Source organism: Lysobacter sp. A378 (assembly GCF_054052125.1).
In genome coordinates, this window is sequence record NZ_JBSVRK010000002.1 from 903,844 (window position 1) to 917,169 (window position 13,326).

The 13,326-nt window shown below is 64.9% G+C and carries 16 protein-coding genes; 3 read left to right on the top strand and 13 right to left on the bottom strand.

The window, feature by feature from the left end; all coding sequences use genetic code 11:
- Positions 1-53 precede the first annotated feature (53 nt).
- Positions 54-1,457 (top strand): GntP family permease, encoded by a 1,404-nt coding sequence (locus tag ACW7G1_RS09950; protein ID WP_456979572.1) that lies wholly within the window; start codon positions 54-56, stop codon positions 1,455-1,457.
- Positions 1,458-1,522: 65 nt separating this feature from the next.
- On the opposite strand, the gene dsbG is transcribed toward ACW7G1_RS09950, so the two are convergent.
- The 5 genes from dsbG to ACW7G1_RS09975 form a co-directional block, all read right to left on the bottom strand.
- Positions 1,523-2,290 carry a thiol:disulfide interchange protein DsbG gene (dsbG, locus tag ACW7G1_RS09955; RefSeq protein WP_456979573.1) on the bottom strand — a complete coding sequence of 256 codons (768 nt, stop codon included), beginning with the start codon at positions 2,288-2,290 and terminating at the stop codon, positions 1,523-1,525.
- Positions 2,290-3,186, bottom strand: coding sequence for a redoxin family protein (locus ACW7G1_RS09960; RefSeq protein ID WP_456979574.1), 897 nt, complete (start codon positions 3,184-3,186; stop codon positions 2,290-2,292). The genes dsbG and ACW7G1_RS09960 overlap by 1 nt, the downstream gene beginning before the upstream one ends.
- Positions 3,187-3,277: 91 nt before the next feature.
- Positions 3,278-4,360, bottom strand: coding sequence for an ACR3 family arsenite efflux transporter (arsB, locus tag ACW7G1_RS09965; RefSeq protein WP_456979575.1), 1,083 nt, complete (start codon positions 4,358-4,360; stop codon positions 3,278-3,280).
- Complete coding sequence (locus ACW7G1_RS09970) at positions 4,353-4,865, bottom strand: arsenate reductase ArsC (protein WP_456979576.1); 513 nt, start codon at positions 4,863-4,865, stop codon at positions 4,353-4,355. Before ACW7G1_RS09970 ends, arsB begins: the two co-directional genes overlap by 8 nt.
- Complete coding sequence (locus ACW7G1_RS09975) at positions 4,862-5,200, bottom strand: ArsR/SmtB family transcription factor (RefSeq protein ID WP_456979577.1); 339 nt, start codon at positions 5,198-5,200, stop codon at positions 4,862-4,864. Before ACW7G1_RS09975 ends, ACW7G1_RS09970 begins: the two co-directional genes overlap by 4 nt.
- 42 nt (positions 5,201-5,242) lie before the next feature.
- Here ACW7G1_RS09975 and arsH point away from each other — a divergent pair, with 42 nt between their 5' ends.
- Positions 5,243-5,968, top strand: coding sequence for an arsenical resistance protein ArsH (gene arsH / locus ACW7G1_RS09980; RefSeq protein ID WP_456979578.1), 726 nt, complete (start codon positions 5,243-5,245; stop codon positions 5,966-5,968).
- Positions 5,969-6,024: 56 nt separating this feature from the next.
- Here the strand turns inward: arsH and ACW7G1_RS09985 are convergent, their stop codons facing one another.
- Positions 6,025-6,948 carry a LysR family transcriptional regulator gene (locus ACW7G1_RS09985; protein WP_456979579.1) on the bottom strand — a complete coding sequence of 308 codons (924 nt, stop codon included), beginning with the start codon at positions 6,946-6,948 and terminating at the stop codon, positions 6,025-6,027.
- Positions 6,949-7,101: 153 nt separating this feature from the next.
- Here ACW7G1_RS09985 and ACW7G1_RS09990 point away from each other — a divergent pair, with 153 nt between their 5' ends.
- Positions 7,102-7,710 (top strand): FMN-dependent NADH-azoreductase, encoded by a 609-nt coding sequence (locus ACW7G1_RS09990; protein ID WP_456979891.1) that lies wholly within the window; start codon positions 7,102-7,104, stop codon positions 7,708-7,710.
- Between the two features lie 189 nt (positions 7,711-7,899).
- Here the strand turns inward: ACW7G1_RS09990 and ACW7G1_RS09995 are convergent, their stop codons facing one another.
- The 7 genes from ACW7G1_RS09995 to ACW7G1_RS10025 all read right to left on the bottom strand — a co-directional run bounded on the left by ACW7G1_RS09995 (position 7,900) and on the right by ACW7G1_RS10025 (position 13,293).
- On the bottom strand, positions 7,900-8,478 hold the full coding sequence (locus tag ACW7G1_RS09995) for a COG4315 family predicted lipoprotein (RefSeq protein WP_456979580.1): 579 nt from the start codon (positions 8,476-8,478) through the stop codon (positions 7,900-7,902).
- 79 nt (positions 8,479-8,557) lie between these two features.
- On the bottom strand, positions 8,558-8,890 hold the full coding sequence (locus ACW7G1_RS10000; protein WP_456979892.1) for a YnfA family protein: 333 nt from the start codon (positions 8,888-8,890) through the stop codon (positions 8,558-8,560).
- Positions 8,891-9,061: 171 nt separating this feature from the next.
- Positions 9,062-9,634 carry an OmpA family protein gene (locus ACW7G1_RS10005; protein WP_456961680.1) on the bottom strand — a complete coding sequence of 191 codons (573 nt, stop codon included), beginning with the start codon at positions 9,632-9,634 and terminating at the stop codon, positions 9,062-9,064.
- A gap of 201 nt (positions 9,635-9,835) precedes the next feature.
- Positions 9,836-10,165, bottom strand: coding sequence for a thioredoxin family protein (locus ACW7G1_RS10010; protein ID WP_456979581.1), 330 nt, complete (start codon positions 10,163-10,165; stop codon positions 9,836-9,838).
- A gap of 56 nt (positions 10,166-10,221) precedes the next feature.
- A complete protein-coding gene (locus ACW7G1_RS10015; RefSeq protein ID WP_456979582.1) occupies positions 10,222-10,941 on the bottom strand; it encodes a hypothetical protein in 720 nt (239 codons plus the stop codon).
- Positions 10,942-10,972: 31 nt separating this feature from the next.
- Positions 10,973-11,737 carry a slipin family protein gene (locus ACW7G1_RS10020; protein ID WP_456979583.1) on the bottom strand — a complete coding sequence of 255 codons (765 nt, stop codon included), beginning with the start codon at positions 11,735-11,737 and terminating at the stop codon, positions 10,973-10,975.
- On the bottom strand, positions 11,734-13,293 hold the full coding sequence (locus ACW7G1_RS10025) for an NfeD family protein (RefSeq protein WP_456979584.1): 1,560 nt from the start codon (positions 13,291-13,293) through the stop codon (positions 11,734-11,736). Before ACW7G1_RS10025 ends, ACW7G1_RS10020 begins: the two co-directional genes overlap by 4 nt.
- Between the last annotated feature and the right edge of the window lie 33 nt (positions 13,294-13,326).

The window sequence follows — 13,326 nt, forward strand, 5'->3', positions numbered from 1 at the left end:
GGAGGCCCGACGCGGACACTCCATCCCCATTGGTCTGGCTTGGGGTGTGGCGTATGGATTTCCTGATCGTGCTGGGCGCACTGGCGTTCCTGATGTTCGTGGCCTACCGCGGTTACAGCGTGATCCTGTTCGCCCCGGTGGCGGCGCTGGGGGCAGTACTGCTGACCGAGCCAAGCCTGGTCGCGCCGATGTTCACTGGCCTGTTCATGGCCAAGATGGTCGGCTTCCTGCAACTGTATTTCCCGGTGTTCCTGCTCGGCGCGATCTTCGGCAAGGTGATCGAGCTGTCGGGTTTCTCCAAGGCGATCGTGGCGGCAACCATCCGAATGTTTGGCGCGGGCCGGGCGATCCTGTCGATCGTGGTCGTCTGCGCGGTGCTGACCTACGGCGGCGTGTCGTTGTTCGTGGTGGTGTTCGCGGTGTACCCGTTCGCCGCGGAACTGTTCCGCCAGAGCGACATCCCGAAACGGCTGATCCCCGGCACCATCGCGCTGGGTGCGTTCACCTTCACCATGGACGCCCTGCCCGGCACGCCGCAGATCCAGAACATCATCCCGACCACCTTCTTCGGCACCAACACCTGGGCCGCACCGTGGCTGGGTACCATCGGCGGCGTGTTCATCCTTGCCGTCGGGCTGGTCTACCTCGACTGGCGCCGGCGCGTCGCGCTCAAGGCCGGCGAGGGCTACGCGGGTGATGCGGTGCTGGTCAACGAGCCGGTTCCCTTCACCGGCGGCCACCTCGCCAATCCGTTCATCGCGATCCTGCCGCTGGTGCTGGTCGGTGTCGCCAACAAGCTGTTCACGATCTGGATCCCGCGGTTCTATGGCGAGAGCCATTCGTTCGACCCGGCAGTAATCGGCGACGCCGCATCCATCGTGCAGACCATCGCTTCGGTGACCGCGATCTGGGCGGTCGAGGGTGCCCTGCTGGTCGGCATCATCAGCGTGATCGCCTTCGCCTGGAAGCCGGTCATTACCAGCTTCGCGACCGGCACCAAGGATGCGATCGGCGGCGCCTTGCTGGCCGGGATGAACACCGCTTCGGAGTATGGATTCGGCGCCGTGATTGCCGCCCTGCCCGGCTTCCTGGTCGTCGCCAATGCGCTCAGCACGATCGACGACCCGCTGATCAACGAGGCGGTTACCGTGACGGCGCTGGCCGGCATCACCGGCTCCGCATCGGGCGGCATGGGCATCGCCCTGGCGGCGATGGCCGACACCTTCATCGCCAATGCCAGTTCCGCCGGCATCCCGATGGAAGTGCTGCATCGCGTCGCCGCGATGGCGTCCGGCGGCATGGACACCCTGCCCCACAACGGCGCGGTGATCACCCTGCTCGCGGTGACCGGCCTGACCCACCGGCAGGCTTACAAGGACATCTTCGCGATCACGATCATCAAGACGCTGGCGGTGATGGTGATCATCGGCGTGTTCTATGCGACCGGGATTGTCTGAGCGGCGCCAATCTGAGAGTCAGGACTTGAGCTGTTGGCAAGTACCAGCGACGTGATATCAACTCATCAACGCGGGCCCAGGACGGTGGCCAGGTCTTCCGGGCGTGGCATCCCGGCGCGGCGCTGCAGCAGCCCTTCGGCATCGAGGAACAGGATGCCGGGTGTTCCCTGGAAACCCATCTCAAGCATCAACAGCTGGTTGGAGTCGAGCTTCTTGCGTACGGCTGCCGGCACCGTTGCGGCCGGCGCGATGCCACCGTTCGCGAACGCGCGCTCGTTCTTGACCAATGCCGCTTCGGGTGAAGGCGCGGCAAGTATCGCGGCCACCTTGTTGGCACTGTCCTGGCGGATAACGCCGACCATGACGTGGCGCAGTTGCACCTTGCCGGAGTCCACCCACGGCCGGGCGGCTTCCCAGAAACGGTTGCAGTAGGGGCAGTTCGGGTCGCTGAAGGTGTAAACCACGCGCGGCGCCGTCGCCTTGCCGTCGGCGATCCAGGTGGAGGCTTCCAGCTTGTCCCAGGCGCGCTCGGTCATCGGCTTCATCACCAGTTCCTTCACCGCTTGCGCACCGACATCCTCACCCTTGGCATTGACCAGAGAGCCGACCAGCGCGTGCTGGCCATCTTCGGTCACGTAGACGGCGATGGGATTCTGGCCAGCCAGGCCCGCATAGCCGCTCAGCCCGGATGGTGCGTCGAATTCACCGATGACCTCGAGCCCCTGGGCCTCCAGCGCCTGGATCGGCGCCGGCCGCTCCTGCGCCTGACTGCAACCGGTGGCCATCAACAAGGCCGAAGACAGCAACAGCCAGTGTGGGGTAATTCGAGCCATTACGGCATCTCCGTGGATGTGGTTGAACCAGTGGCGGGTGACCCGGTGACAGCCGGGGCAAGATCGAAACGCTGGAGCTTTTGCGAAAGGCTCGCCGCGGACAACTCACCCATGTGGGTATCGACCAAGGCGCCTTTGGCATCGAAGAACAGGGTGGTCGGCAATCCGCGCGAACCCACTTCCTGCATCACCGATGAAAAAGGATCCAGCAACACGTTATCCAGCAGCAGGCCTTCAGAGCTCAGATAGTCCCGGATCTCGTCGGGCCCTTCGCCCTGATTGACCAGGATGATGCTGACATCGGCGTGTTGCTGCTGTGCCTGCGCCAACACCGGCATTTCGCGGCGACACGGCGGGCACCAGGTTGCCCACAGGTTCAGCACGATCGGCTGGCCGGACATCGCCTCCAGGCTGGTCGGCTCACCATCCAGGGTAGAGAGCGCCGTCGTTGGCAGCGCGGCGGATGAATTCTGGAGCAGCGTCAGGGCGCCGCCGAGGAACGCCCATGACAGCAGGCCCGCCACCACACCGGCCGCCAGCGGACGACGCAGTGACGGCAGCTTTCGAATGCGCCAGACACCCCATCCGATCGCTGCGACAATACCGGCCCAGAGGGTAAAACCGCCATCGCCGATCCGTACCATCGACCACGGATCTTCCAGGTATTGCGGCAACCACTGGACGATGAAGGCGACCCGGGCCACGACGACCCCGATGAAGGCCATGTCCACGATGATCGAACCTGGGCGTGCTGATGCGGAGCCGGCTGATCCGGAACCGGCCGCTTCGCCACCATCGACGGTGCGGCAGTGCAACCAGCGCGCAGACAGTACGGCTGCCACCAGCGAAACCAGCAACACGACCAGCGATATGGGGAATGGACCAACACTAAGCATCCGCCCATGGTGTCGCAAATCAATCAGCTGAGCATTAACCAGAGGACAAGATGACGCCACGGCCGGAGACCCGACCCCGGTGTCGCTCGCGTCAAGGAGCGCTTCTTTCGTACCAGGCCTTGCTCGAGTTCACGATGCGCACCACCGACAGCATCACCGGCACCTCGATCAACACTCCCACCACCGTCGCCAGCGCGGCGCCGGAATGCACGCCGAACAGGCTCACCGCCGCAGCGACTGCCAACTCGAAGAAGTTGCTGGCTCCGATCAACGCCGACGGCCCGGCCACGCAGTGCGCCACGCCGAACCGACGGTTGAGCAGGTAGGCCAGTCCGGAATTGAAATAGACCTGGATCAGGATCGGTACCGCCAGCATCGCGATCACCAGCGGTTGCTCGATGATCTGCCGCCCCTGGAAGCCGAACAGCAGCACCAGCGTCAGCAGCAGCGCGGCCAGCGACAGCGGCCCAAGCCGTGCCAGCCAGCGGTCCAACAGCGTCGGCCCGCCACGCGCGATGATCAGCTTGCGCGCGACCACTGCAATGACCACCGGCACCACGATGTACAGCCCGACCGACAACATCAGCGTGTCCCACGGAACGGTGATCGCCGATATCCCGAGCAGCAGCGCTACCAGCGGCGCAAACGCGAACACCATGATCGCGTCGTTGATCGCCACCTGGCTGAGGGTGAAGTTCGGCTCGCCATCGCACAGGTTGCTCCACACGAACACCATCGCCGTGCACGGCGCCGCCGCCAGCAGGATCAGCCCGGCGATGTAGGAATCCACCTGTCCGGCCGGCAGCCAAGGCGCGAATACGTGGCGCAGGAAGAACCAAGCCAGCAGCGCCATCGAGAATGGCTTGACCGCCCAGTTGATGAACAGGGTCACGCCCATGCCCTTCCAGTGCCGCCCGACCTGCCGCATCGCGGCGAAGTCGATCTTCAGCAGCATCGGGATGATCATCAGCCAGATCAGCACCGCGACCGGCAGGTTGACCTTGGCCACCTCCATCGCGCCAAGCGCGGCGAAGCTGCCGGGCAGGAAGTGGCCAAGCGCGGTGCCGACCACGATGCACAGCGCCACCCACAGGGTCAGGTAGCGCTCGAAGAAACCGATACCGGGACGCGACGGCGCCGGCGCCGGCATGTCGCAGGCGGATGCATCAGACATCTTCGCCATCCGTCGACTCGATGAACCCGATCCGGTCCAGCGCCTGTTTCAGCGCCTCGCGGTCGCTCCACTTTTCCGGCGCAAGGGTCAGGAACGCCGTCAGTCGCTTCCGGATCACTGCATGCGCCTCCGCGAAGGCCGCACGCTTGTCCTCATCGCTGCCCTCCACCGCCGCCGGATCCGGCAGGCCCCAGTGGGTGCGCACGAAGTCACCGAAAAATACCGGGCAGGTCTCCGTCGCGGCGCTGTCGCAGACCGTCACCACCACCTCGATTGACGGTGCGTCGTCACCGGAGAACTCGTCCCACGACTTGCTGCGCAAACCCGATGTCGGGATGCCCTCGACCGCCAACTGTTCAAGCGCGAACGGGTTGATCTTGCCGGTCGGCTGGCTGCCGGCACTGAAGGCCTCGAAACGTCCGCCGCCCCAGGCACGCAGGGTCGCTTCGGCGAGCACGCTGCGGGCGGAGTTGCCGGTACACAGGAACAACACGCGATGGCTCATGGGGATTTTCCCTGGGTGGATGCAATGGGAGGCCCGCAGTCGGCCGATCCCGACCCCGCGCAGCAGTTATGGGTCAGGAAGCCGATCAGCGCGTTCATCGCCCCGAAGTCGGCGCGGTAGCAGACATAGCGGCCCTGCGGCTCGCCATGCACCAGCCCCGCGGCCGACAGCTCCTTGAGGTGGAACGACAGCGTCGCCGCCGGCACCGCCAGCGCCTCGGCGATGTCGCCGGCCATGCGCCCGGCCGGCCCGGCCTCCACCAGCAGGCGGAATACCGACAGCCGGGTGTTGTGTCCAAGCGCCGTCAGGGCACGGATTGCGTTGTTCATTTCCATTCTTATAGAATAATCAAATCAAATAACGACAAGCAAGTCCCAATGACCTTCGAAGACCTCCCCAATATCACCCCCGATGCGATTGATCTGCCCGGGCTGGACAAGCTCGGCCTGCCCACCGAAGCCGACCACGCCCCACGCATCCTGATCCTGTACGGCTCGCTGCGGCCGCAAGCCTACAGTCGCAAGCTGGCGCTGGAGGCCGAGCGCATCCTGCAACGCTTCGGCGCCGAGACCCGCGTGTTCGACCCGAATGACCTGCCGCTGCTCGACAGCGTCGACAAGCACCACCCCAAGGTCCGCGAACTGCGCGAACTCTCCCTATGGTCCGAGGGCCAGGTCTGGGTCAGCCCCGAGCGCCACGGCGCGGTCACCGGCGTGTTCAAGAACCAGATCGACTGGCTGCCGCTGGAAGACGGCAGCGTGCGCCCGACCCAGGGCCGCACCCTCGCGGTGATGCAGGTCTGCGGCGGCTCGCAGTCGTTCAACGTCGTCAACAGCCTGCGCCTGCTGGGTCGCTGGATGCGGATGGTGACGATCCCCAACCAGTCGTCGGTGGCCAAGGCCTGGCAGGAGTTCGACGACGATGGCCGCATGAAGCCCTCGCCGTACTACGACCGCGTGGTCGACGTGATGGAGGAGCTGCTCAAGTTCACCCTGCTGGTGCGCGGGCGAAGCGACTATCTGGTGGATCGTTACAGCGAGCGCAAGGGCGCGGCCGCAGCGCGCGAGTTGACCAGGCAAGCAGCTGTTACCGAATCCTCGTGAAAACGGGGCGGCGCGCGATCACGAACGAAAACCCACAGGTCCACGCGCCGACCATTTCACAGTTCGCGCTTGACGTCCGACGGACGTCCCCATGAATCCTTCAAGTGGTCGATGAACCATCTTCCCGCAGGGCCAGGCGGTTCGGAAGCCTGGTGACACGCCGACATGGTCAAACTGAGGCCACTCGGCGGCAGGTCATCGACATCGAGGACGACCAAAGCGCCGGAAGCGATGTCCTTCTCGACCATGTGCAGGGGCATGCGACCCCACCCAACGCAATCGATGAGGAACGCGTACTTGGTCGAGAGGTCCGCCAGGCGCCACGTTGACGCGGACACGACGCCGTAGTCCCGACCGGCCATGAGGTCTGACCTGTCGGTGAGCACGAGTTGCACGTGTTTCACCAGCTCGCGCTTCGGTATCCGATGACCAATGTTCGCGAGGGGGTGACTTGCTGCAGCGACCGCGACCAGCGGTACTTCGCCCAGTCGCTCATTGACCAGTGACGGAAATGCCAACGGCAAGGTCGCCAGGATGCCCAAGCTGCATCGACCGTCCAGGATGGGTTGATAAGCCGCGCCCAGGCCTTCAACGAAGAGGCGCAATGGCGTCAACGGAAACCGACTCGCGAATGCCTTCGCGGTCGCGCTGACGGCAGCGGTCGGAAAAAACACGTCGACCACCACCGGGAGTTCCGTCTCCAGGCCTGCTGCCATCAACTTCGCGCGGGCCTTCATCGTGTCCACCCCCGCCACGACATGGCGGGCATCCGCGAGCAACAGCACTCCCTCTGGCGTGAGTTTCGGGAACCGGCCCGAACGATCAAACAGCACGACGCCGATTTGGGCCTCCAGCCCGGCGACCCAGCCGCTCACCGCCGACTGAACACGGTTGAGCTTCCTGGCCGCGGCCGAAAAGCTGCCTTCATCCACGGCTGCGATGAAGGTTCTGAGCTGATCCAGGGAGACGCCGTCGAGCATTCGAGTGTCCTTCCATCTCAAAACCAGATGGTTCGCATCGCAATATACCGTCTTCTCAGATGGCGCGCCGGCGACCACCATTCGTACCCACGCAGCCACCTGCCCGTAGAAAGCCGCCGGTGGCTCACCTCCCCAACAACCTTGAGGTTGACCATGCAACTCCTTCATCTGGACTCCAGCGTGCTCGGTACCGCTTCCGTAAGCCGCCAGCTCTCCGCCGAACTCGTCGCACGGCAACAAATTCTGCACCCGGGTGTCCGCGTCGTCTCCCGCGACCTAGCTGTCGATCCGGCATTGCATCTGTCCGGCGCTCACTTGGCTGCTTTTCAGGGCGCCGCCAGCGAGGACGCGATCATCAACTCCGATCTGGTCAAGGGCAACGCCTACATGGACGAACTGTTCGCGTCGGACATCCTGGTCATCGGGGCGCCCATGTACAACTTTTCAATTCCGACGCCGCTCAAAGCGTGGATTGACCGCATCGCCGTGGCCGGCAAGACCTTCCAATACACCGCGACCGGATCAGAGGGTCTGTTGAAGAACAAAAGGGCCTTCATCGCGTCGGCGCGGGGCGGCGTGTACTCGGCGGGGAGCCCTACGGCGGCATTCGACCATCAGGAGACCTACCTCATCGGCGTGCTGGCTTTTCTCGGCGTGACGGACGTGCAGGTCGTACGCGCCGAAGGCATCGCGTTCGGGCCGGAGGCCAGGGATGCCGCCGTCGCACGCGCTCTGGAAGACATCGCGGCCATCAAAGCCTGACATGAGCGGCCCGTTGATTCTTCAGAACCTCATAAAGCAAGGCTGACGTAGCAACCGTCCTGCGCGACGCGACCTCGCCCTCTTTCCGAATACGAAGTGGGAAATCGGCGACAAGAAGCCCAGCGGGCCATCACTGAAATTGCTCAGCCTGATCGATCGGAAGGGACTGGACACGGTGCTCTAGCAAGATCAATCCAGCTTGCCGACCTCCTCGCCCAACGCGTTGCCCTGCGGCGTGACCAGATACCACTCGCCCCACTCATCATCGCGCTCATGCCCCAGCGTGCTGCCGGGCTGCGTGTCGCCGACATAGTGATACAGCGGGTGGCCGTTGTAGGTGATCTGTTTGGACCCGTCGGCGCGATCGATCGTACCGACCAGTACCGGTGCGAGGTTGCCGCTGACGGTCGGCGCGGTAGTCGGCGGGAACAACGGCGCCCACTGCCGCAGGCAGGCATCGACGCACTGGTTGCCATCGGTATCGCCTTCCAGCAGGTAGACCGCGCGACGGTCGTCGTCGGCCACGTAATCGGCGGGACCGCCGACGGACATCACCGTCAAGCTGCCGGCGGCCGACGCGGCATCGGTCACCAGGGTGCCGCCCTCGCCCACGATTGATGGGGTTTCATCGGTTGCCTGTGCGGGCGACGGATCCCCCAACGAGTTGCCTTCGCCGGGCTCGTTGCAACCGGCCAGCGCGACGCTCAACCATGCGGCCATCGCGGCCGGACCCACACGGGGCCAATCCACCTTGCGTGAAATCGTCACGACATCTCCTTGCGCGGACCTCGCGTCCGCCTTGCAACCGACACTGCGGTCGTTGCATCGAGTGATAGACGGGCCGGCGTTAAGACGCGGTCGAGACCCAGTGACCGCTGATGATCACTACGGCTCCCGCAAGGATCAGCCCGCCGCCAAGCAGGTCGAATATCCCCGGCCGCACGCCATCCACCGCCCACAGCCACACCAGCGCGGTGGCGACATACACCCCGCCATACGCCGCATACACCCGACCCGAGGCCGCCGGGTGCAGGGTCAACAACCACGCGAACGCCGCCAGACTGAGCGCCGCCGGCACCAGCAGCCACGCCGCGCCTTCAGGCTTGCGCCACATCAGCACCAGCCAGCAACCGACGATCTCGGCGACGGCGGTCAGGGCGAACAGGCCAAGGGTTTGCAGAAGCGGCATCAGTCGTTGCTCAACGATGAAAGCAAACGGGCGTCGGAATACGCCGCCCTGTGGGACCCACGATATCCCAACCGTTTCCGGACCGACTGCCATCAACGGAAAATGAGCGAAAAGAAAGGACGCCATCGGGCGTCCTTTCCGGCACCACTAAAGCCGCGCCAATTACATCGTCGAGGCGGTCTTCGGACCAGCGTAGTCAACCACCAGCGCGACGCGGCGGTTGTCCTGGCCGGCATCACCGGTCGCACCCGGGCGCACCTGGCGGTTCTTGTCTTCGCCATAGCTCACGGCACGGACCTGTTCCGCAGGCAAGCCGGCGGTGACCAGGTAGTCACGCACGGCGTCGGCACGGCTTTGGCCGAGACGCTTGTTGAGCGCGGTCGAGCCGGACGGATCGGCGAAGCCCTCCACGGTGATCAACGCATCGGTATGACTGCTGCTGATCGCACGCGCAAAGTCATTCAGCAACGGCTCGGCCTGTGCGCCGAGAGTCGCATCACCGACGGCGAAGTAGGCAGCGGTATCCACGCGGGTACGGCCGGCCAGTTGGGTCACCAGGGCGTCGTACTTCTGGCCAAGGGTCTGGATCTGCGACTCCAGCCGGGCATCGGTGGCACGAAGATCGGCGATGGTGGCATCGAATTCATCGCGTTTGATGAAGCTGCTGCAACTGGCAAGGGTCACGCTTGCCAATGCGACGGCAAGGACGGCTTTACGGGACAGGGAAGTGGCCATGATCTGAATCTCCTGGGTTCGGTGTGGCGCCCTGGCGCGAACTGCGCGCGCTAATCGGGGGATGGCGCCGGAACCGAAGCTAGCCGGGTGACTCTTTGCGTCAGGTGAACGGAGAGCACCGACGCCACCTTGTCGTCACGAAGCGTGATGGAGGACCTTGCAAATCGCTGGCAGCGCCGGGCAAGGCGGCAATTGTTGGGATCACTCCGCATCGATCGCTTCCATCGCCTGCTTTATCGCTGCGCCGTCGCTCGGCCGCACCAGCCGGGCGACCTCCTCGCCATCGCGCAGGAACACCAGGGTCGGCCAGAGTTTGACGTGGAAGGAGCGGCCCAGACGGCGACCGGGGCCGTCTTCGACCTTGAAGTGACGCAGGTCGGGATGGCCCTCAAATGCAGTGGCGATCAGCGGCTGGGCGGTAGTGCAATGGCCGCACCAGCCGGTACCGAACTCGATGACGCTGGCTCCGGGCATGGCGTCGATATCGGCGCGGGTGGGCGCGGTGGAAGCGTAATCGTGTTGCATCACCATGGTTGACTCCGTTGTCGCGGGTTTGGCTCGCGGGTGTTGCAGCCGCGGACTGGTGGCTACTCCCGCACGCGTTCAATCACCCCACAGGCAATTGGCAAGGTGACGTGGGCGGGGATCGGGCCGAGTGATGCGACCGACTCGGGCAATTCGGCGTCGGTGACCACGCCGTGGATGAAGATCACCCGTCGGTCGAGGTCGGGTGCCTGGCCGGCGAACGCTTCGGCGAAGGCGGCATTGAGCGCCGGCATCGACACGCTCTGGCGATAGCTGAAGCTGCCGTCGGCGTCGGCATGCGGGTATTCGCCCTCGGCGACATCCATCGCGACCGGGTCGGTGTCGAACGGGACCATCGTGGTGCCGGCGACCGCTTCGGTTTCGATCAGGTCGATGATGCCGTCGCCGTTGGTGTCGTCGGCACTGGTGGGACAGCCCGCGACCTTGTCATCGGTGAAACCGTGAAAATGCTGCCAGTGCTCGATATCCGGTGGCAATCCCTTGGCATCGATGCTGATGACCATGTTGTCGCCATCCACCGTGAAAGTTGCCTCCGCAGTCGCCTGGTCACCGGTCACACCGGAGTTCATCGGCTGCAGGCTGGCGACATAGTTGGCGCCGGTCAGGTCGTCTGGCGGGCTTGTGGGAGGGTTCACGGGCTCGCTGGCGGACGGGCTGCTGGACGGACTGGCACTGGCGGGCGCTTCCGGTTGCTGGCTGCACGCAGACAGCAGACACGCGGCGACGGCAAGGCTGAGGGCTGTGACGGTTCTCGGGCTCATGTTGGGACTCCGGTTCAAGGTTGGTTGGTTCTCATTCGCGCGGTGGCGCTTTCAGGCGTGCCAGCATCGGTTCCACCAGGTCCAATGGCAGCGGGAAGACAATCGTCGAGCTCTTGTCGCCGGCGATCTCGGTCAGGGTCTGCAGGTAGCGCAACTGGATCGCGCGCGGGTCGGCACCCAGCAACTTGGCGGCCTCGACCAGCTTCTCGGCGGCCTGCTGCTCGCCCTCTGCATGGATGATCTTGGCCCGACGCACGCGCTCGGCTTCGGCCTGGCGGGCAATCGCGCGGACCATGGTCTCGTTGATATCGACGTGCTTGATCTCGACGTTGGCGACCTTGATGCCCCAGGCATCGGTCTGGCTGTCGAGGATGGTGCGCACATCGTGGTTGAGCTTGTCGCGTTCGGCCAGCAACTGGTCCAGCTCGTGCTGGCCGAGCACCGACCGCAGGGTGGTCTGGGCGAGTTGGCTGGTGGCGTCGTAGAAGTGTTCGACCGCGATGATCGCCTTCTCCGGATCGACCACGCGGAAGTACACCACCGCGTTGACCTGCACGGAGACGTTGTCGCGGGTGATCAGGTCCTGCGATGGCACGTCCATGACGATGGTCCGCAGGTCGACCCGAACCATCTGCTGGACGATCGGGATCAGGAAGATCAACCCCGGCCCCTTGACCTTCCAGAAGCGTCCCAGCTGGAACACGACACCGCGCTCGTACTCACGCAGAATCTTGATGGCGCTGAAAAAAAACAGCGCGATGACGATCAGGATCGGGAGAAACACGAGCATGTTCATGGACGAACTCCGGGTTCTGGGGTGTGCATGGCGGGCGATTCGACAACCGGGGCGACCTGCAGGACCAGGCCATCAAGGGCGAGTACCTGCAGCGTTTGGCCGCGGGTGACGGGCGTGGTTGATACGGCCTGCCAGATCTCTCCGCGAATCCGCACGTGACCGTGGTCGTGAAAATCCGCGATCGCGGTTGCGTGGTGGCCGACCATCTCATCGGCGCCGGTGGTCACCGGTTTGGCGCGGGCGCGCATCGCAAACCAGATCAGGCCCATGAAGCCCAGCCCGCTGGTGACGCCAATCGCGGCGATCAGCTGCCCGGGCACGCCGAACCCGGGCACGTCGGTATCGAACATGATCAGCGAGCCGATCATCAACGCAATCAAACCTCCTATGCCAAGCGCGCCGAAGCTCGGCATCGCGAACTCCAGGCCCATCAAGACGACACCGAGCACGATCAATCCCACCCCGGCGTAGTTCACCGGCAGCACCTGCATCGCATACAGGGCAAGCAGCAGGCAGATCGCACCGACCACGCCTGGCAGCACCGCGCCCGGGCTGTAGCCTTCCAGCAGCAGGCCGTACATCCCGGCCAGCAACAGCATGTAGGCCACCGTCGGGTTGGTCAGCACCGAGAGCAACTTGAAGCGCCAGTCGGGCTCGATGCTGGTAACCGGCTGGCCGGCGGTGTCCAGGGTGACGGCGGCGTGGTGCAGTTTGACCTGGCGCCCGTCGGCCTGGGCCAGCAGGCTGTCCAGGTCGTTGGCGACAATTTCGATCACGTTGCGTTGCAGGGCCTGCTCGGCGGTCAGGGTGGCCGCTTCACGCACGGCACGCTCGGCAAAGTCGGCATTGCGGCCGCGCAACTCGGCCAGGCTGCGCAGGTAGGCGGCGGCATCATTGACGACCTTGTGCCCCATCGCGCCGCCGGCACCTGGGGCGGGTTTGGCGGAGGCTGGGGCGCCGTCTACCGGATTGTCTTCCGTCGGACTGTCTTGAGCTGGATTACCTTGGCCGGGACCGTCCCGACCCGGGTCGCTCCCGGCGGCACCTGCTGACGGTTCGTCTTCGGATTGTCCATTCCTGTCCCGGGGGACGATGTCCGGCCCACCACCGCCCATCGATACCGGCGTGGCGGCACCCAACGCAGTCGCCGGTGCCATCGCCGCCAGATGACAGGCATACAGGATGTAGGTGCCGGCACTGGCGGCACGTGCGCCCTGGGGCGCGACCCAGCCGATCACCGGCACCGCGGACGCCAGGATCGCCTGGTTGATGTCGCGGGTGGACAGGTCCAACCCGCCTGGCGTGTCGATCCGCAGCACCACGGCGACGGCGTTCTGCTCGGCGGCGCGATCCAGACCGCGCTTCACGTAGTCGCGCGTGGCCGGGCCAATGCCGCCCTGGATCTCCAGCAACACCACCCCGGCGCGTGTCGTGTTGCCCGGATCGAGCGCAGGCGTCGGCTCCGCCGACTGGGACGCTCCGGCCAATGCCGGCAGCGAGACTGCCAGCCCAACACTGAAGATCAATAACCAGAACGCTCGTGCGATCAAGCTCATGACGCCCCCGAACCGCGGCGCGACTCCGCCCAT